Genomic DNA, 18,070 nt, shown 5'->3' on the forward strand with positions numbered 1-18,070 from the left:
TGACTATGGACCAGCAACGTATTGACGCCATGCCTAAAAGCGGCCAGATCGGGTTTGTCCATTTAGGCTTAGGCGCTTTTCACCGCGCCCATCAGGCCGTTTATTTAGAGCGCTATCGTCAGCGCAGTGGCGATACTGCCTGGGGAATATGCAGTGCTAACCTTCGCTCTAGCATAGGTTTAGTCGACGGATTGAGCGCCGCTGGGCATCACTATCATGTAGCTGAGTATGTGGACAGCGAAAGCATCACGCTGCGTGAAATTGGTGTGATTGAGCATGCGCTCTTCTCTGGCCGTGATGGAGTCGGTAGCTGGGGCCGCGACCGTGAGGCGCTGCTGGCGCGAATGGCCTCTGCGGATACCCGTATCGTTACTTTGACGGTGACTGAGAAGGGCTACTTTCTAAACCCTGCCAGCGGTGAGCTAAGAGTCGATGACTCGATGATCATTGGCGATATAGCTTCTCCACAGCAACCACGTACGGCTCCAGGACTGTTAGTGGAAGCATTGGCTCGGCGGCACGAAGCAGGCATTGCCCCCTTTACGGTGCTCTCCTGCGACAACATGCCGGATAACGGTAAGCGCACACGCCAAGCGGTGGTGCAACTGGCGAAGCAGCGAGATGCTGAATTGGCCAGTTGGATAGCCAATAAGGTGGCATTTCCCTGCAGCATGGTGGATCGCATTGTGCCTGCCATGACCGACGTAGATTTCGAACGATTGGCGGCGCTGGGGGTTAATGATCCCAATGCGGTGGTGTGCGAGGCTTTCTCTCAGTGGGTGGTGGAAGATAACTTCTCTATGGGGCGCCCAAGTTGGGAAGCGGAGGGCGTTGAGATGGTTGCCGATGTAGCGCCGTTTGAAACCATGAAGCTGCGTATGCTCAACGGTAGCCACTCTCTGCTTGCCTATCTGGGCGCGATTGCAGGTATCGAAACAGTTTATGACGGTGTCAATCACACCAAGCTTCGCGCTCTATTGCGCCGCTATATGCTTGAAGAGGCGGCGCCTACGCTTGAAATGCCGAAAGGCATCGACTTAGACGCTTACGCTGACTCGCTGCTGGCACGTTTTGCCAATGACAGCCTGCGCCATCGCCTGCAGCAAATTGCCATGGATGGCAGCCAAAAACTTCCGCAGCGCTGGCTCTCCGGCACGCTGGAACGTAGCGCCGCAGGGCAATTATCTCCCTGTGTAGCGTTGGGAGTGGCTGCCTGGATTCGCTACACACTAGGCGAAGATCTATCGGGAAATCGCTACACAGTTGATGATCCGCTAGCCAAGCGCTTTGCTGATTTACACCACACCCAGGGCGCCGATGCCAGTGCGTTGGTTGCCGCCTTTTTAGCCATGGACGATGTGGTGCCTAGCGCATTGGCGGCGGATAACGCATTTGCTCAGTCCGTAATAACGGCGTATCTAACGCTGACTCAAGACGGATTGGATGGGGCGCTCGCGGCGCTTGAGCGCAACGAATAAAAGGAGTTCACCATGGAGCATACCTGGCGCTGGTTTGGCCCTAACGATGCTATTCGGCTGGAAGAGATTCGTCAGACAGGCGCCACCGGCATCGTTACGGCCCTGCATGAGGTGCCCAATGATCAGGTTTGGTCGGTTGAGGCGATCCGTGAACGTCAGCAGATGATCGAAGCCGCTGGCCTGAGATGGTCGGTGGTAGAGAGCGTGCCGGTACATGAGTCGATCAAAAAAGGCCTGCCCGAGCGGGATGCGCTGATCGCCACCTATTGCCAGACACTGCGTCATTTGGCGACCTGTGGTATCGACACCGTTTGCTACAACTTTATGCCGGTGCTGGACTGGACGCGTACGGACCTAACGTATGCGCTGCCGGATGGCGCCTTGGCGCTACGCTTTGACCAAACCGCGTTCGCCGCGTTTGATCTTTACCTTCTCAAGAGGCCCGCGGCAGAGACTGAGTACAGCGCCAAGGAGCAAGCACAAGCACGTCACTATCTTGAGAGGTTAGATAGCGCTGGTCGTGACAAGCTGGTCAATACGCTAATTGCAGGGCTGCCAGGGGCAGAAGAGCACTACACCCTTGAACAGTTTCGCGCTGTGTTGGAAGAGTACGCGGAGATTGACGCTGCTAAATTGCGGGAGAACCTAGGCTACTTTCTTCAGGCGGTGATTCCAGTAGCGGAAGAAGTGGGCATTCGTATGGCGATTCATCCCGATGACCCGCCAAGACCACTGCTCGGGCTGCCCCGGGTGGTTTCGACCCGCGAAGATGCCCAGTGGATTATTGATCGTGTGCCGAGCCCCGCCAATGGCTTGACGCTTTGCACGGGCTCTTACGGCGTTCGTGAAGACAATGACTTGGTGGCCATGACCCGCCATTTTGCCCCGCATATTTACTTTATCCACCTACGCGCCACGAAGCGTGAAGCGGATACAGTTTCGTTCCACGAGGCGCCGCATTTAGCGGGTGATGTAGATATGGTGGGTGTGATTCGCGCGTTGGTAGAGGAGGAGCGTCGCCGGGAACGCGAGGGCGGGGCGCGTTTGCCGCTACGTCCTGATCACGGTCATCAACTGCTTGATGATCAACAGCGCAATACGGCGCCCGGTTACCCGCTCTACGGGCGCCTGCGCGGTTTGGCTGAATTGCGCGGTGTGGAGCTTGCGGTGAGGCAGTTAACGGCGAGATAACCTATCAAGCCATTGCTCTTCAAAAACTGCTCTTCAAAAATTGTTCTTCAAATTAGAAAAGCCCCACTGATTTAATCAGCGGGGCTTTTTTTGCGAAGTAATGGCTAACGATTAGCGCGGTGCAGAGGACGCTTCGGCACTGGTCAGTGTCGGTTCTGGTACTTGCTCCATACGCTTGCGCTCTTGGTCAAGAATATCTAATGCCTGCTCATTGGTAACCCGTGAAGCGGGCGTGACTAAACTCACCACCACACCCGCGAGCAGTGCTACCAGTACCGCGGGAATGCTTGGGTTGCCCCAGAAGGCTGTCCAATCGCTATTGGCGATAATCGTTAAAGAGGTCACTGAGGCACAAATAAGCGTTGCGATAGCGCCCTGCCAGTTGTAGCGGGGCCAGAAGCGACCGAGCATGGCACTCACAAACAGCCCTGACAGGATTGTCGAGATCATACGGGTGATGTAAGTGATCACGTTATCCGAAGCCAGTGCGAACAGCAGCGCCAAGCCAATGGTTGCCACTAGGGCAATACGCGAGAAGCGTACTACATTGCGTGCTGACGGCGTGCGGCCCGTTGCCAGCACATACAAGTCGCGGATCAGGGTAGAAACACCGGCAATCGCATCGGAGCTTGCGCTGGACATCGTCGCGGAGAGGCCCGCAACCAACAGTAGCAGACCCAACCCTAGCGGCATGATTTCAGTAGCTAGAAAAGGGAAGGCGTAGTTGCTGTTTTCAAGCCCAGGGTTCAGCGCGTGGGTGGCCATACCGATAATGGCGGGAATGATTGAGAAGCCTAGGTAAAGAACGCCGGTGATTAAAAACGAACGGCGGACTGACTTAACTGATTCGCCAGAGTAAATTCGTTGGCGGAAAGAGGGGGTTGCCAGTACGCCTATGGCAATAACCGCCGCGAGCGATAGCGCTGGCAGTGCACCAATTTGACCGATACCTAGGAAGCTAGTGGCGCCCGCATCCATACCTGCGGTCAAGCCCGAGAATCCGTCCACTTCCACCAGCGCCAAAATGGCCATCAAAATAAAGCCTGCGAACAGCACGACGGCTTGAATGGTGTCGGTCCAGATAACCGCGAAGTAACCCCCTACAACACAGTAAATGCCAAAGCCTAACGCCACCAAAATGCGTGCAGTGGTTAGATCAATACCCGCCATCCAGGAGAGGTAGAGGCCGCCGCCAAGAATATGTGCGCCCAGCCAGCCGATGCAGGCGATGTAGATCAGCAGCGCGACCACATTGCGTACCAGTCGGTTCGCGCCGACGTAGTAGGCGAGTTCTTCACTCATGGTCATAAAGCGCAGCTTACGTACTGAGGAGAAGCAGACGGCAAGTAACAACACCCCAACCGCGCCCCCGATACCGTACAAAGCGCCTGCCCAACCATTTGCATATCCAAACCCGACGGCACCCATGCTGGAACCGGTGCCTACCATCGTCGCCACAGTAGTGCCTACGGTGAGAAAGAGTGGAACGCTGCGCCCGCCGAGTAGAAAGTCATCTCCGTTGCCGCGTTTATGCCTGGAAACCCACCATCCAAACACGATCATGGCGACAATATAGAGCACGAAGGTGACGAGGAATATTTGACTGTTCATGTTAACCTCTTGTCGTTGTTTATCCGGCCGTTGCCGCGGCTGGAATTAGGCAATGGAAGCGATTGCCGCGAGGCTTTTTTATCCTAATCGCGCGGTAATCTGGCGCTGCGCCCTTGCCGGGGCGCGGCGCTTTTTTTGGTACTTAAAATTGGCTGTTTAAGCGCGATCAGCGCGGAAACACTTCACGTCAACTTCTACTTTACAATCCACCACCAGGTCTTGAACGCTACAGATACGCGCCGGTGGGTTGTCGCCAAAAATCTCCTTGAACACCTTATTGAACGAGGTGAAGTAACGCGCGTCGGTCAGCACGGTGGTGACGTGTACCACGTCCTGAACGCCATAACCGGCTTCTTGCATAATGGCCAAGCAGTTGTCGAAGGCGAGTCGGGTCTGCTCGACAATGCCGCCTTCCACCACTTCGCCATCGGTCATGGGTGTTTGGCCGGAAACGTACAGCCAGCCACCGGCTTCAACAGCACGTGCAAAGGGAAGTTTTTGGCCGCCAGTACCTACGCCGCCTTCTGTACCGTATCGAGTAATACTCATGGGGTTTGCTCCTGATTGGATGGGAAGGGTGTAATGGTTTGAGAAATGCGTGCTGTTCTGCGTAGCATTCGGCCCGAGCGCTGGTCTGCAATTGTGCCCTGGTGATAGGCGATCTTGCCGTTCACCACCACCAGATCGATGCCTTTAGCGGCCGCGATGGGGGTTTCGTAATTGGCGGTATCTTCCAGCACCGCGAGATCAAACAGGGTGAGGTCTGCATAGGCGCCAATACGAATCTCACCGCGATCCGTTAAGCCAAAATTGGCCGCCGAGAGGCTGGTCATCTTGCGCACCGCTTCGGCCAGTGGCATTAGCTTTAAATCGCGACTGTAGTGAGCCAGTACGCGGGGGAATGCTCCCCAGAGGCGCGGGTGTGGATGAGGATCATTCGGTAAACCATCGGACCCCACCATGGAGAGCGGATGTGCTAATACCTGCTGCATATCCGCTTCACTCATATTGTGGTAAACCGCCCCCGCTGGCTGTAGCTTCCGCGCGGCGTCTAGCAGTGGCACATTCCACTCAGCGGCGATCTCTTTTAGTGGGCGACGCGCCTGCTCTGGGTGAGGGGTCGACCAGGTAATCGTTATCTCAATCTCGTCTGTGACTTGACCTAAGTCGAGGGTAGAAGAGCCCGCCGTGTAGGGGTAGCAATCGCAGTGGGCATGCTGATGCTGAGCCGCAGTCGCTAATTTGTTTAGCGCCTTGCCCGCGCCGCCCCAATTGCCCGCACCCGCGCATTTAAGATGCGAAATCACTAGCGGTACTTGCCCATCCCGAGCGGTGGCAAACGCTTCGTCCATAGCCTCCAGCAGGCCAGCAAACTCATCCCGCAGGTGGGTGGTATAGACTCCGCCTGATTTTCCTACCGCCGCCACCAGAGGGGCCATTTCAGTGGTCGGTGCACTTATCGCATTACGGTAGGCAAGCCCTGAGCTCAGCCCCAGTGCGCCTTCCTCAAGCGCTTGGCGTAACAGGACTTCCATTTTGGCGACTTCTTCTTGAGAAGCGGGGCGGGCAAAGCTATCCATTACCTGGCTGCGCAGGCTGGTATGCCCTACTAAGGCGGCGACATTAATGCTTGGTTGGGCGGCTTCTACCGCGTTGGCGTAGGCAGCGAAGCTTGGGTAGCGGAAGTCTTCTACGTTACCCAATAGATTCATTGGGTCAGGGACATCGCTTGTGAGTGTGACCGGGCTTGCGCTGATGCCGCAGTTGCCTACGACGACGGTGGTTACCCCTTGGGTCAGCTTCGGCAGCATCTCGGGGGCACGAATCACATTGGTATCGTCGTGGGTGTGAACATCGATAAAGCCTGGGGCTAAATAGCGCTCTTCGGCATCGATGATCGTCGTAGCAGTGGCATAGGGCATGTTGCCAATGGCACAGATACGCTCACCTTGGATAGCCACATCGGCACGGAAATGAGCAGCGCCTGAACCATCCAGCACATTGGCGTTACGAATTAATAGGTCGTAAACCATCTTAATCTCCTAGTGGCTGGCGATTGTCGCCACCGCGATGGTCATCCAGGCTCAGCTTGAGTCGGCGCAATTTGGTACGAGAGCGCTCACGGTGGCGCATGGCAAGTTCAAGTGCCAGCACATCGATGACCGCCAGCATGGCGTAGCGGGAGGCGGAAGGGTGGAAGATAAAGTCGGTCTCCCGGGAGGTCACCGGCAGCACGATGTCGGATGTTGCGGCCAATGGAGAATTCATCGCGGTGATGGCGATCACCTTGGCGCCGTACTGCTTGGCAATCTGTGCAGACTCCACCATCTCAGGGGTGTAGCCAGTGGCGGAGAGCACAACCACTACATCTTCGGGTTCAAGGGTTGATGCCACCATGCGCGGTAATAGTGCTTGCGGGTAAGCACTTATCGCATAGCCAAGGCGTACCAAACGAAACTGGAGCTCCTGGCTAAGCATGCTAGAACCACCGCCAGCACCAAACACCAGTATCTGGCGTGCCTGATCTAACTGTTCAACCGCGCCTGCTATGTCGGCCTGGGCGAGTAGGTCACGGTTGAGCGCAAGTGTTTGCGTGGCGATGTCGTACACCACGCTTGAGCTGTCTTCGGGCGTTGCTTCTTGTATAAAACGCCGCCCAGCGGCTAAGGCTCGGGTTAGGCGCGTTTTTAGGTCGCGCACGTTCGTGCAGCCAATAGCGCGGGCAAAGCGAGTGACGCTGGCATCGCTAACCCCGGCGCGTTGGGCTATCTCACCGATGCTGGCTTCGGTGACAAAGTCGATGTCCGCAAATATCAGCTCGGCAACTTTCTTCTCAGCGTCGCGCAGCGCAGCAAAGTCAGTGGTAATACGTGACAAAATGTCTATTTCTTGGCTCACCGTGGACTCCTGATGGTTGCCTCACTTAAAAAATATGTTAGTTTCTAACTTGAAGTCAATAGTTGTGAAAATAACTAACATGGTTAGATTTATTTAAACAGAGAGATAGAGAGGAAGTGGGCGCATGCAAACGACGTCGTTAACGGTGGAGAAGGGTAGTGTCGAACTGGGGCCTAATGTGCTGTCGGGTGTCAGCCTACCTGCGGCGGTCGTGTATGAAGACCCGCTTATCCATAACGTAGAGTGGATGCAGCGCTTCGCTGAAGCTCACGGTGCCCGCCTGGCGCCCCATGGTAAAACGACCATGACGCCCGCGCTTTTCCACCGTCAGCTGCAGGCGGGAGCGTGGGGTATTACCCTGGCGACCGCGCCCCAGTGTCGTGCTGCCTTCGCCCATGGCGTTACTCGTTTACTGATGGCCAATCAACTGGTCGGCAAAGCCAATATGGCTATCATCGCCACTCTAATCGAGCAAGGCGCGACGTTTTACTGCGTGGTCGATAGTCAGGAGAACGTACGTCAGCTGGGGCGGTTTTTTGCCGAGCGTGGTTTGTATTTATCGGTACTGATTGAGGTAGGCGTAGAGGGTGGCCGCTGTGGCTGCCGTAATCAGCAGGAGATTGTTTCGCTGGCGGAAGCGATTGCTGAAGAGCCTGCACTTTCATTGGTGGGGCTTGAAGGCTATGAAGGCGTGGTTCACGGCGATAATCCTGAGTCGGGTATTCGTGCCTATGCTCAATATTTAGTGGATGTTGCCGTGGAGCTTGAGGCCGCTCAGCGCTTCTCTGAGCCCAACCCAATAGTGACGGCTTCAGGCTCAGCTTGGTATGACGTGATCGCAGAAGCTTTTCGCGGGGCGCCGCTGCAGGGGCGATTTACCCCGGTGCTTCGCCCGGGGTGCTACGTGGTTCACGACCATGGCCTGTATCGTGAAGCGCAGAGCGCAGTAATGGCGCGCCGCCCCGATCTGCAGCAGGGGCTTGAACCTGCGCTAGAGGTGTTTGCCCAGGTGCAATCACTGCCTGAGCCTGGGCTTGCCATTGTGGCGCTGGGTAAGCGCGATATCGGTTACGACCAGTTGCCTATCCCCCTGCGCCGCTACCGGGAAGCCGGCGAGGTTGCGCAGCCGTTGTCTGTCACTGGTTGGGAAGTGACTAAAATCATGGATCAGCACACTTTTTTGCGCCTTCCCGAAGAGGCTAAGGATGTTGCGATCGGTGATATCGTAGCTTTTGGTGCCTCGCACCCTTGTCTGACCTTCGATAAATGGCGTCAACTGCTGCTCGTCGACGCCCAATTAAACGTTAAAGAGCACTTGGCGACCTGCTTTTAGCGATAACGTCTGTCAATAAGCGCGCGATAGCGGCGGGAAGTTCGTTGGCTTGGTGGATACCAATCGCGCCCTCAGGGGTTACTTCTTCATTGGGGAAGTGGTTGAGATGAATCACGTGCATGCCTGCCGCTAACCCCGCTTCTACACCCACTGCCGCATCGTCAATCACGACACACGCTTCTGGCGCGTAACCCATGGCGGCAGCGGCCTTGCGATACAGTTCTGGATCAGGCTTCCACACGTTCAGTGTGTAGGCGCTAAATAGCTTGTCATCAAAATGGTGCCCAAGTTCAGTGCTTTCCAGGGCGCAGCGTATTTTACGCTCAGGGCCATTCGACACCACTGCTTTGGGATAATGGCTTAATTGGTCAAGCGTGGCAGGCATGCTAGGAATGGCCACAAGCTCGGCTCGCATTCTGGCTTCCATGCGCGCACGCATACCGGCCTCAAGCTTGGCAAATTCTCCTTCACCCAGCGCTTGAAAACGGCTTTCAAGCGTTTGAACGATGGTATGAAAACGCACGCCTCTAAACTCCTCCATATACTGCTGGGCAGAGAAGGGCAGGCTGAACTCGGGAAGAATGGCGCCCATCACTTCGGCAAGCAGTATTTCGCTATCTACCAGGGTGCCATCGCAGTCAAACAGTAAACACAATGCCGGGTGGGGGCCGTTAGCAGGACTCATCGATAGGCTTCCTCGTTGACTAAGCTGATAGGACGTTCACCCTGCAGTGCCAAGCGAATATTATCCACTGCCCGCTGAGCCATGGCATGGCGGGTTTCATGGGTAGCAGAGCCAATATGGGGCAGGGCAACGACATTCGTCATTTTGGTCAGAGGGGACGAGGCGGGTAGCGGCTCTTGCTCAAAGACATCCAGCCCGGCTCCGTGAATGACGCCGTTCTCAAGGGCCTTTATCAACGCAGCTTCATCGACGACTTTACCACGGGCGATATTGATAAAAATGGCGGATGGCTTCATCAACGCAAACTCTTGGGCGCCGATAAGACGTTCGGTCTCGGGTGTAAGCGGTACCGTGACACACACGAAATCGGCCTCAGCCAGCAGCTCGTTGAGATCCCGCCGCTCGGCGCCAAGCCTGATTTCAACATCGGGCTTGGGTGATGCGTTGGAGTAAAGCACCTTCATGCCAAAGCCTAGGGCACCGCGCTTGGCTACCGCCTGACCGATTCGTCCAAAACCAACCATGCCTATAGTTTTGCCATGCACATCGCTGCCAAATAGTGCGGGGCCAATACCAGCCTTCCAGTTATCGCTTTTGACCAGCTCAGCAAGTTCAACCACGCGTCGTGCGGTGGCCATGATCAGTGCAAAGCCTGTATCGGCCGTGGTTTCGGTGAGCACATCGGGCGTGTTGCACAGCATAATGCCGCGCTTGGTGAGTTCATCCACTGGTATGGTGTCGTAGCCGACTGAGATTGTGGCGACTGCCTTTAAGTTTGGTGCCGAGTCTAAAAGCTCAGCGGTGATTGGCAGGCCAGAGCCAATTATGCCGTGGGTTTCGGCAAGCAATGCGCTGTTCTCCGGATCATTTAGTGACGTCGATTTAGGTAGCACAGTGACCTCAAACAGGTTGCTAAGCTCCGCAACCTGAGCATCGTCAAGCCTTCCTTGAACCAATAGGCGTTTTTTCATTGTTATCTCCTGGTTATGAATTGTTTAATAAAAACTGTTCAAACAGTCGGTTGGCTGGCCTCAAGGGTTTGCAGCTGGCTGCGATTGGGTAAACCTTCCATATCACCCACCACTTGGATAGCTTGAGCACCAATCAAATTACCCCGCTGTGCGGCGTGTCGTGCCGAGTAACCATCCAATAACGCACTAATAACACCCACTGCAAAGCCATCGCCTGCACCTACGGTATCGACTACTTCTGCTACGCGGCAACCGGGCACTGTGAAATGCTCCTCTTGTCCGTCTAGATTGCCACGGTAATAGCTGCCTTCCGGCCCTAGCTTAATGATCACAGCAGAGGCACCTTGATCCAGATAGTAGCCTGCTACGTCGTAAGGTGTCTTCTGGCCTGTTAGCAGCTGGCCTTCGGAGAGGCCAGGTAATACCCAGTCTGAGTGCGCAGCAAGAGCATTTAGCGTATCGCGCATGTCGGCTTCGCTAGCCCAAAGGCTGGGACGTAAATTAGGGTCGAAGGAGATGCTGGCACCGCTACTTCGGGCTTGTTCGAGCGTATGGAAAGCGAGTTCACGGGCAGAAGCTGACAAGGCTGGAGGAATACCCGTGGCGTGTAGATGGCGCAGCGCTGTGAAATCGATATCCCTGGCGTCTTCTGTGGTTAGGTGGCTGGCGGCGCTGCCGCGTCGGAAGTACTCCACTTTGGGGTCCGCACCATCCAGCGCGCGCTCTTTGAAAAGCAGCCCGGTGGGGTGCTGGGTGTCGGTATGCAGGTGGCGGCAATCCAGTCCCTCGCTTTCCAAGGTATGGCGTATAAAGTCACCAAAGCTGTCGCTGCCAACACGGCTTAACCAACCCACATGAAACCCTAAGCGCGCCAAGCCGATCGCCACATTGGTATCCGCCCCGGCAATACGGCGCTGAAAATGCTCAATCTCGGAGAGCTTGCCAGGCGAGCCTGCCACGAACATGGTCATGGCTTCGCCAAACGTGAGAATTTCAGGAGGGTTAGAGAAGGTCTGAAGCATGGCAAATAATCTCTTTGTGTTGTTTATTTTCAAGTAATGGGAACGATACCATTTGTAGCGGTGGTTTTTGGATAGTGCTATAAAATTTTATGGCTGAGTGGAGCCTCGTTTGATCAAGGTAGGTGCAAAATTCAGCTGTGTCGGCATGGGCGTCGTGTGTGGCGCAATTTGATGCATCAGGCAGTGGATTGCCGTTTGACCAATATCATCAGTAGGTTGGGCAAGCGTCGTAATGCCGGGAGGTACTAAACAGCACCAGTCGAGCTCATCAATCCCCATAAGACCAACCTTACCAAGCGGCAGCCCAAGCCGTTGAAAAAGGCGCGTTATCGCGAGCGTTGCATTGCCGTTGGCGCACAGGACGGCGCAGTTGTGCTGTTTATGATCGGCGATGAAGGTGTCCAACGCGTTAAGCGTTGCAGTGTCGTCTGATGGGGTAAGCAGTAACGTTGCGTGGATTAGCGCCCGTTGTTGGGCTCCCTGGTTAAAGCACATTAAACGTAGTTGGCGTGTGCTCGATTGTTCTGGCGTTTCGCTAACATAGAGAACGGCTTGGTAGCCTTGCTCAGTTAAGTGTTCAAGCGCCATATCAACCGCTTGATGATTATCCAGGCCGACCACTGCAGCATCCACGTGGTTGACCTCACGGTCTAGCAGTACAACCGGCGTTCCCTGGTGGATAACGGTGTGAAGCTGGCGCTCGGGGCTGCCCGCCGCATTAATCACCAACCCCTCCACTTGATAGGCACTAAGAAGAGCTAAATGCTGGCGCTCTTGTTCTGGGTCGTTGTCAGTATTGCCCACCAATAAAGAGTAGCCATACTGACGGCAGGCTTGCTCCACCCCGTGAGTAATGGCGACTGAAAATGGGTTGCGGATATCGGCTACCAGCATTCCCACTAGTTTTGAGTGCCCACCTTTTAATCCACGTGCCATTTGGTTGGGTTGATAACCAAGGGTATGAGCAGCTTGAGCGATGCGAGTTTGAAGGGAAGGTGATAGCCGCTCACGTTCATCACCAAAATAGCGCGAAACACTGGTTTTAGAAGCGCCTGCCAAGCGGGCAACTTCAATAATGGTTGAGCGACGAGGTGTAGATGACATAGTGCTCTTTACTAAATAGGAGCGATTCCATTCTGATGCCTCGTTGAGGCGAAAGCAACGATGTGAAATCGTGTTAATTTTAATTGATCATATGAATATTGTAATCAGAAGGATTCACCGTCCCTTCAAGGCGGCCGATTTGAGTGAAATCATTGTTTTCAAGCACCGTATCAATGGACGTATCTATAAAGGATAAGTTTTTAATGACATTAACTTTGCAAGGCATTCCTTTTGCGTCTACATCCATTATCCAGGCGAGAAATCCGTTTGAGAATTTAGCTAAGCTGCCGATGGGGTAAAGACCAAAGTGCTGGATATACTCAACGAGTAGCGATTTTTCGTAAATGGCCGGGCGATTATTGACCCACCGGTAGGCATCAAGCGGTTGTCGCGGCTGCTGACTATTTCGTACATGCGTTAATTTGTTGATTATTTTGATGACGCTGATTAGGCGCACTCGCTCTGACAATGCATCGGAAGTTTTACCGTAGGGATAACCGCTCCCGTCCAGCCGTTCGTTAGCGTGGCAAATAATGTCACTGCAGGTAGGGCTAGGTACCCAGCCCAAGGTTGCCAGCTTAGCATTGAGTGCATGTACGTGGTCTTTAAGTATTTCTGTTTGTGACGGTGACATGTGTATTTTTAAAGAGGGAAGCTTCTCACTAATGAGCAGTGGTTTGCCCATCGTGTGTAGGAGTGCGCCTGCCAGGGCTTCTCGGGTTTGCGAAGCGTGTGGATCACGCGTAATCAGCACCATCGCGAGCTGGCTACCTACTTGTATCGCGTGACGCACCCACTCGGGCTCATCATGTAAAAACATGAGCGCATACTGCAGCGCTTTACGGTTTTGGTTAACCATGTAAAGCAGGCTATCCACACACTCATACAAACTCTCTTCAGGAAATAGGTCTTTATTTTTAATGAACATCAGAATAACTTGAAGCTGTTGAGCAATTTCTAATACGCCGCGCAGTAGCGGCGATTGCTGAGAATTTTTTACAAGCTCACGCTCTTCTTTTTGCTGCATCTTTTTCTCTTTTGCATCCGCTATAAATAGACGAGACTTAGCTCGTGCAACGCTATCCTGTAAGCCTGATCGAAAAGCAGCTTCAAACTCAGATTCAGAGACATAGTGGAAAAGTTTTTCCATCATGGTAGCCGACATGTTGATAAACTCGATACCTATGGCCGCATAACCATGGCTGCCAAAAGGACGCATATGCCGTATACGCCCCTCAGTTGTAAACGTATCTCCATTTGGAAATTCGAGGGTTACGCTGGGTAATGTCTGATTAGCCGAAAGCGCCATACTGTCTTCAAGACTAACGTACACTAAGCAACCACCGACGGATAAATTGCGGACTTTACCCTCCAAGTTAAGTTCATGCTCAAATACATTTAAATGAGCACGAGCATGCATGCCAAGTATAAAAGGCACGCGCAAAGCACCGCGATTATCGGACGCGAAGATAGAATCGGGGAGTTGGCACTCTAAATGGTAAGTGTAAGTATCTATTTTGGTAACATAGGCAGGGACATGCTCAATATTATGAATTTGTTGCTCTTCACCCGCTGTATGGCGCAGCGCTTCAATATCAAAGCAAATGGTGTCGTTTTTTAAGTAAGGAGAAAGAGAGGCGCCCTTGTAATGGATCTCAAGCGTTATTTTTCCGCTGTTTAAATCTGTTTTAATGGCCGTTGCTTCAATCGCATAAGCCGCCTCTTTAGAAAAAATAGAAATAGTGTGGTCTTTATTAAGTAGCGATTTTATTATTTGGCTAGTTGCGTTTTGAGTCATCATCGCAGTAGACATATTATTTTCACCATATTAGTTTTTTTAATTAAAATTGCTTTGGCGATGACTTTTATGGCTTTTTCTTCTATTGAATTGCCTGAGCAACCCAATGCTTAACAGATTAACTATCATTTCAGATATTTTTGCAAACCAACTTTATATTGATTTTGGTTGTTTTGCGATGCTTGCTAATTCTTTTTTAGTATATCTGGTTTGGGCAAAAATGCCATTCGGGGGACCAGTGAAAATCAGGTAAGATAAGCGTTTTCTTTCAAGGCGATGCCCAAGGCATGCACCCAAATGACGTAACAAAAAGCTACGAGTTAACCGAGGCAGGCGATCGTTACTTTGATGGCCTGGTCGATAAATTTTCTCGTTCGCTCTACCAAGCTCCAAGGGGCGAGCTGCGCTTAGCTATGCTGGACTATTTGCTGCCTCAAATGCTGCAGTTAAAAGAGCAGCCAGTGCTCGATATAGGCGGTGGTTTGGGCCAGCAGGCGGCGTGGTTTGCCAAGCGTGGGCATGCGGTAACCATGACTGAACCCTCAGACGATATGCTTAACCACGCTAAGCAGTGGCACCAAGACGACAGCGCATTACCCCATGAATTGATTACCTACCTACAAGCACCGCTTCAACAGCTTGATCAGCAAGCGCCAGGGGCATGGCCACTAATTACCTGCCATGCGGTATTGGAATGGTTAGGTGACCCGCAAGCGGCGCTGACGACATTGAGTCACTTATTGGCACCGGGCGGTCAGCTTAGTTTGATGGTTTTCAACCGCGATGCGCTGCGCTTTTCTAATGTGGTGAAAGGCAATCTTGAAAAGGCGTTGCGTGATCGATTGGCCGGGAAGGGTAAGCGGCAGCGATTGACGCCCATATCACCTGTTTCTCATGCTGAGATTGAGCAGTGGAGTGCTGCGAATGGACTGCAAATAGCATCAGTCGCGGGCATCCGTGTTTTCCAAGACTACTTACGCAAACCGCCAGTCACGCCGGAAGAAAATGAAACCCTGATTGCCTTGGAAAAGCAGTACTGCCGCCAAGACCCTCACTGGCGTCTAGGCCGTTACCTACTTTATACATTAATTAAACCGGAGGCCGGTAAATGAGTGCTCAAGCCCCTGCGTGTCAGTTACTGGAACGCCAACAGGATAATTATGCAGCGCTGTGGGTCATTGGCCCTCCTATGGATAGTTGGCTTAGTGACCGCTCAAATGGTGTGGTAAGTGGCGATCACGAAGTGCTGGCGGAGTGGGCTGCTAAAGGCAAACAAGCATCCAGTCCTTTTGACGTAGCCAAAGGCGAGCCTTTAGGAAAAGAAGTGGTGCTATTTTGGCCAAAAGCGCACCAGCTAGGTATTTGGTGGCTAAAGTGGCTATGCGAACAGCTACCCAGCGGAACGCCGTTTGAGATTGTGGGCGAGCACCAGGGAGGTATTAAGCGCGTACCCAAAATGCTCGAGGAGCTGGGATTACCCTGGGAAAAGCGCGATAACGCTCGGCGCTGTACGTTATTCACCTCTCATACTGCTAGCTTGGATTCACCCAGTGGAGCAAGCGAAACAGCTTGGCAGTCGTTTGAAACGCTAGGTTTAACGTTGGTAAGTCACCCAGGCGTTTTCGGTCACGGCAAAGTCGATGAAGGCACGCTGTTAATGCTGGAGAGCTTAGAAAGTAGCTTGCCGAAAAAACCGCTCAAGGTGCTGGATATGGGCTGTGGTGACGGTATTGTTAGCGCTTGGCTCGCAAAGCGTGGCCATCATGTTACCGCAGTCGATATCAGCGCTTTTGCAGCCGAAGCCTGTCAGCGCACCTTGGCTGCCAATGGACTCAAGGGGCGAGTACTTTGCAGCGATGTATTCAGCGCGCTTGAAGATGAGCAGTTCGACTGGATTATCAGCAATCCGCCTTTCCATAAAGAGCGCGATATCAGCTACGGCCCAAGCCAGCGCTTGATTAGTCAAGCACCTGAGCATTTAAGCACCGGAGGGCGATTGGTCATTGTCGCCAATGGTTTTCTGCCTTATCCCGATCACTTGCAGCGCGCGTTTCAAGATTTTCATATCTTGGCGGATAATCGCCGCTTCAAGGTATACGCAGCAAACCAACTAAGCCGTTAAATCCCCCAGCCGCCAACCGGCGACTAAAGTTGGTGCTCATAAGCTGCCATTTGGCCCTAGGCAAGCTTGCCAGGGCCAAAGTTGCTCGTCCATACTCGATTTATTGGTCAAGCTGTCATACATTCAGATGTTCTGACTTTGAGCATGCTCCTACCATTCTGGGTCATGCTGCTACCAGGGATGTGCCACATGATGCGACTCAATAACAAAACTGCACTGGTCACCGCCGCTGCGAACGGTATTGGACGCGCTACCGCCGAACGCTTTGTAGCGGAGGGGGCGCGAGTATTTGCAACAGATATCGATATTGCCTCGCTAGAAGGTGTGGAGGGCGTTGAAGCCTACTGTTTGGATGTCACGGACAGCAAAGCGATTCATGAACTGGCTAGCTCACTGCCTAACCTAGACATACTCTTCAACTGTGCGGGCATGGTGGCGGGGGGGTCTGTGCTCGAGTGTGATGAAGCTACTTGGCAACGCTCACTGGATATTAATGTCACCTCCATGTTTCATACTTTGCAGGCTTTTTTACCGGGCATGCTAGTAAATGGGGGCGGCAGTATCATCAATATGGCTTCCTTGGCATCCAGCGTTAAAGGGGTGGCGAATCGCTGTGCTTATGGCGCTTCTAAAGCAGCGGTGATTGGTCTCACCAAATCGGTAGCTGCTGACTTTATGACGCAAGGCATTCGTTGCAATGCTATCTGTCCTGGTACGGTGGAATCGCCCTCGTTAAAGCAGCGTATCGCCGAGCAGGCGCGTAAAGAGGGGCGCAGTGACGCCGACGTGCTGGCGTCTTTCATTGCCCGCCAGCCAATGGGCAGGTTAGGACGAGTAGAAGAGGTCGCCGCATTGGCGACCTTCCTGGCGAGTGATGAATCTGAGTTTATTACCGGGACTGCACAGTTGATTGATGGCGGCTGGGCTAACTAGGCTCTGTCTGGAAATTGGCTGTGCTCGCCGACTTTTCAGCCAATACCTAATCACTTTAGAAGGCATAACAATATGAAACTTGTACGTTTTGGCTCACCGGGCCAGGAAAAACCGGGTATCTTGGATAGTCAGGGAAAGGTACGTGATCTCTCTTCTGTCGTGGGTGATATTGCTGGCGATGTATTGAGCGATGATGGCTTAAATAAATTGCGTAATGTCGATCTGACCACGCTGCCGGAGGTGGCAGAGGATATGCGTTTTGGGCCTTGTGTTGGTCAGGTAGGCAAGTTTATCTGCATTGGTCTTAACTACTCTGACCATGCGGCTGAAACGGGTGCTGAAGTGCCGCCGGAGCCGGTTATTTTCAACAAATGGACCAGCGCGATCTGCGGCCCTAATGACGACGTTGAAATTCCCCGCAATTCGAAGAAAACCGACTGGGAAGTGGAGCTTGGGGTCATTATCGGCAAAGGTGGCCGTTATATCGATGAAGCCGATGCGATGGCCCATGTGACGGGCTTCTGTGTGGTTAACGATGTATCTGAACGCGAATTTCAGCTAGAGCGCAGCGGTACTTGGGATAAAGGTAAAGGCTGCGATACGTTCGGCCCCTTAGGCCCCTGGCTGGTAACGCGGGATGAAGTCGCAGACCCCCACCAACTGAGTATGTGGCTGGAGGTTGACGGCCACCGCTATCAGGATGGCAATACCCGCACCATGGTCTATCAAGTCCCTTTTTTAATTAGCTACTTGAGTCGCTTTATGAGCCTGCAACCCGGCGATGTGATCTCAACCGGAACGCCGCCAGGAGTAGGGATGGGGCAAAAACCACCTGTTTACCTTCGCAACGGCCAGCAAATGCGGTTAGGGATTGAAGGCCTGGGTGAACAGCAGCAGAGGGTCGTACAGGCCTAATTGCGGCTG

Annotated in this window: 16 protein-coding genes; 7 read left to right on the forward strand and 9 right to left on the reverse strand. The window is 53.3% G+C overall.

Translation table 11 applies throughout. From position 1 onward, the window contains the following. The first annotated feature begins 5 nt into the window (after window positions 1-5). Both MLE19_RS01940 and uxuA read left to right on the forward strand, forming a co-directional pair. Window positions 6-1,478 (forward strand): mannitol dehydrogenase family protein, encoded by a 1,473-nt coding sequence (locus MLE19_RS01940; RefSeq protein ID WP_240716391.1) that lies wholly within the window; start codon window positions 6-8, stop codon window positions 1,476-1,478. A gap of 12 nt (window positions 1,479-1,490) precedes the next feature. Continuing rightward, window positions 1,491-2,669, forward strand: coding sequence for a mannonate dehydratase (gene uxuA, locus MLE19_RS01945; RefSeq protein ID WP_240716392.1), 1,179 nt, complete (start codon window positions 1,491-1,493; stop codon window positions 2,667-2,669). 111 nt (window positions 2,670-2,780) lie between these two features. Here uxuA and MLE19_RS01950 read toward each other — a convergent pair whose 3' ends face one another. The 4 genes from MLE19_RS01950 to MLE19_RS01965 all read right to left on the reverse strand — a co-directional run bounded on the left by MLE19_RS01950 (window position 2,781) and on the right by MLE19_RS01965 (window position 7,178). After that, the gene (locus tag MLE19_RS01950) at window positions 2,781-4,280 is read right to left on the reverse strand and encodes a sodium:solute symporter family protein (protein WP_240716393.1); all 1,500 of its coding nucleotides are present in this window, start codon (window positions 4,278-4,280) and stop codon (window positions 2,781-2,783) included. Window positions 4,281-4,436: 156 nt separating this feature from the next. Continuing rightward, a complete protein-coding gene (locus MLE19_RS01955) occupies window positions 4,437-4,829 on the reverse strand; it encodes a RidA family protein (protein ID WP_240716394.1) in 393 nt (130 codons plus the stop codon). Further along, window positions 4,826-6,313: an N-acyl-D-amino-acid deacylase family protein gene (locus MLE19_RS01960; protein ID WP_240716395.1), complete on the reverse strand. Its 1,488-nt coding sequence runs from the start codon at window positions 6,311-6,313 to the stop codon at window positions 4,826-4,828. The genes MLE19_RS01955 and MLE19_RS01960 overlap by 4 nt, the downstream gene beginning before the upstream one ends. Window position 6,314: 1 nt before the next feature. Next, complete coding sequence (locus tag MLE19_RS01965) at window positions 6,315-7,178, reverse strand: MurR/RpiR family transcriptional regulator (protein WP_240716396.1); 864 nt, start codon at window positions 7,176-7,178, stop codon at window positions 6,315-6,317. 124 nt (window positions 7,179-7,302) lie between these two features. Here MLE19_RS01965 and MLE19_RS01970 point away from each other — a divergent pair, with 124 nt between their 5' ends. Further along, window positions 7,303-8,511 (forward strand): amino acid deaminase, encoded by a 1,209-nt coding sequence (locus tag MLE19_RS01970; RefSeq protein WP_240716397.1) that lies wholly within the window; start codon window positions 7,303-7,305, stop codon window positions 8,509-8,511. Here MLE19_RS01970 and MLE19_RS01975 read toward each other — a convergent pair. From MLE19_RS01975 to MLE19_RS01995, 5 genes are all read right to left on the reverse strand, one after another. Further along, the gene (locus MLE19_RS01975) at window positions 8,483-9,196 is read right to left on the reverse strand and encodes an HAD family hydrolase (protein ID WP_240716398.1); all 714 of its coding nucleotides are present in this window, start codon (window positions 9,194-9,196) and stop codon (window positions 8,483-8,485) included. The two genes, MLE19_RS01970 and MLE19_RS01975, sit on opposite strands and share 29 nt — an antisense overlap. Further along, a complete protein-coding gene (locus MLE19_RS01980; RefSeq protein ID WP_240716399.1) occupies window positions 9,193-10,167 on the reverse strand; it encodes a 2-hydroxyacid dehydrogenase in 975 nt (324 codons plus the stop codon). The genes MLE19_RS01975 and MLE19_RS01980 overlap by 4 nt, the downstream gene beginning before the upstream one ends. 38 nt (window positions 10,168-10,205) lie before the next feature. Continuing rightward, entirely contained in the window at window positions 10,206-11,189 is a 984-nt protein-coding gene (locus MLE19_RS01985; protein ID WP_240716400.1) for a sugar kinase, read from the reverse strand. An 87-nt stretch (window positions 11,190-11,276) separates the two neighbouring features. Further along, window positions 11,277-12,293, reverse strand: coding sequence for a LacI family DNA-binding transcriptional regulator (locus MLE19_RS01990; protein WP_240716401.1), 1,017 nt, complete (start codon window positions 12,291-12,293; stop codon window positions 11,277-11,279). 79 nt (window positions 12,294-12,372) lie between these two features. Continuing rightward, window positions 12,373-14,106: an HD domain-containing phosphohydrolase gene (locus MLE19_RS01995; protein WP_240716402.1), complete on the reverse strand. Its 1,734-nt coding sequence runs from the start codon at window positions 14,104-14,106 to the stop codon at window positions 12,373-12,375. A gap of 272 nt (window positions 14,107-14,378) precedes the next feature. Here MLE19_RS01995 and MLE19_RS02000 point away from each other — a divergent pair, with 272 nt between their 5' ends. From MLE19_RS02000 to MLE19_RS02015, 4 genes are all read left to right on the forward strand, one after another. Then, window positions 14,379-15,203 (forward strand): methyltransferase domain-containing protein, encoded by an 825-nt coding sequence (locus tag MLE19_RS02000; RefSeq protein ID WP_240716403.1) that lies wholly within the window; start codon window positions 14,379-14,381, stop codon window positions 15,201-15,203. Further along, on the forward strand, window positions 15,200-16,213 hold the full coding sequence (locus tag MLE19_RS02005; RefSeq protein ID WP_240716404.1) for a methyltransferase: 1,014 nt from the start codon (window positions 15,200-15,202) through the stop codon (window positions 16,211-16,213). The genes MLE19_RS02000 and MLE19_RS02005 overlap by 4 nt, the downstream gene beginning before the upstream one ends. Before the next feature lie 192 nt (window positions 16,214-16,405). Next, window positions 16,406-17,146 carry an SDR family oxidoreductase gene (locus MLE19_RS02010; protein ID WP_240716810.1) on the forward strand — a complete coding sequence of 247 codons (741 nt, stop codon included), beginning with the start codon at window positions 16,406-16,408 and terminating at the stop codon, window positions 17,144-17,146. A 72-nt stretch (window positions 17,147-17,218) separates the two neighbouring features. Beyond that, the gene (locus MLE19_RS02015; protein ID WP_240716405.1) at window positions 17,219-18,061 is read left to right on the forward strand and encodes a fumarylacetoacetate hydrolase family protein; all 843 of its coding nucleotides are present in this window, start codon (window positions 17,219-17,221) and stop codon (window positions 18,059-18,061) included. The last annotated feature ends 9 nt before the right edge of the window (window positions 18,062-18,070 follow it).

This window comes from Vreelandella neptunia, assembly GCF_022489065.1.
Taxonomy (GTDB): Bacteria; Pseudomonadota; Gammaproteobacteria; order Pseudomonadales; family Halomonadaceae; genus Vreelandella; species Vreelandella neptunia_A.

Bases quoted from the DNA above. Each gene is read 5' to 3' on its own strand.
- MLE19_RS01970 (WP_240716397.1), top strand. From the start codon at position 7,303: ATGCAAACGACGTCGTTAACGGTGGAGAAGGGTAGTGTCGAACTGGGG.
- MLE19_RS01975 (WP_240716398.1), bottom strand. From the start codon at position 9,196: ATGAGTCCTGCTAACGGCCCCCACCCGGCATTGTGTTTACTGTTTGAC.
- MLE19_RS02010 (WP_240716810.1), top strand. From the start codon at position 16,406: ATGCGACTCAATAACAAAACTGCACTGGTCACCGCCGCTGCGAACGGT.
- MLE19_RS02000 (WP_240716403.1), top strand. From the start codon at position 14,379: ATGCACCCAAATGACGTAACAAAAAGCTACGAGTTAACCGAGGCAGGC.
- MLE19_RS02005 (WP_240716404.1), top strand. From the start codon at position 15,200: ATGAGTGCTCAAGCCCCTGCGTGTCAGTTACTGGAACGCCAACAGGAT.
- MLE19_RS01995 (WP_240716402.1), bottom strand. From the start codon at position 14,106: ATGTCTACTGCGATGATGACTCAAAACGCAACTAGCCAAATAATAAAA.
- MLE19_RS01990 (WP_240716401.1), bottom strand. From the start codon at position 12,293: ATGTCATCTACACCTCGTCGCTCAACCATTATTGAAGTTGCCCGCTTG.
- MLE19_RS01950 (WP_240716393.1), bottom strand. From the start codon at position 4,280: ATGAACAGTCAAATATTCCTCGTCACCTTCGTGCTCTATATTGTCGCC.
- MLE19_RS01980 (WP_240716399.1), bottom strand. From the start codon at position 10,167: ATGAAAAAACGCCTATTGGTTCAAGGAAGGCTTGACGATGCTCAGGTT.
- MLE19_RS02015 (WP_240716405.1), top strand. From the start codon at position 17,219: ATGAAACTTGTACGTTTTGGCTCACCGGGCCAGGAAAAACCGGGTATC.
- MLE19_RS01955 (WP_240716394.1), bottom strand. From the start codon at position 4,829: ATGAGTATTACTCGATACGGTACAGAAGGCGGCGTAGGTACTGGCGGC.
- MLE19_RS01940 (WP_240716391.1), top strand. From the start codon at position 6: ATGGACCAGCAACGTATTGACGCCATGCCTAAAAGCGGCCAGATCGGG.
- MLE19_RS01960 (WP_240716395.1), bottom strand. From the start codon at position 6,313: ATGGTTTACGACCTATTAATTCGTAACGCCAATGTGCTGGATGGTTCA.
- MLE19_RS01985 (WP_240716400.1), bottom strand. From the start codon at position 11,189: ATGCTTCAGACCTTCTCTAACCCTCCTGAAATTCTCACGTTTGGCGAA.
- uxuA (WP_240716392.1), top strand. From the start codon at position 1,491: ATGGAGCATACCTGGCGCTGGTTTGGCCCTAACGATGCTATTCGGCTG.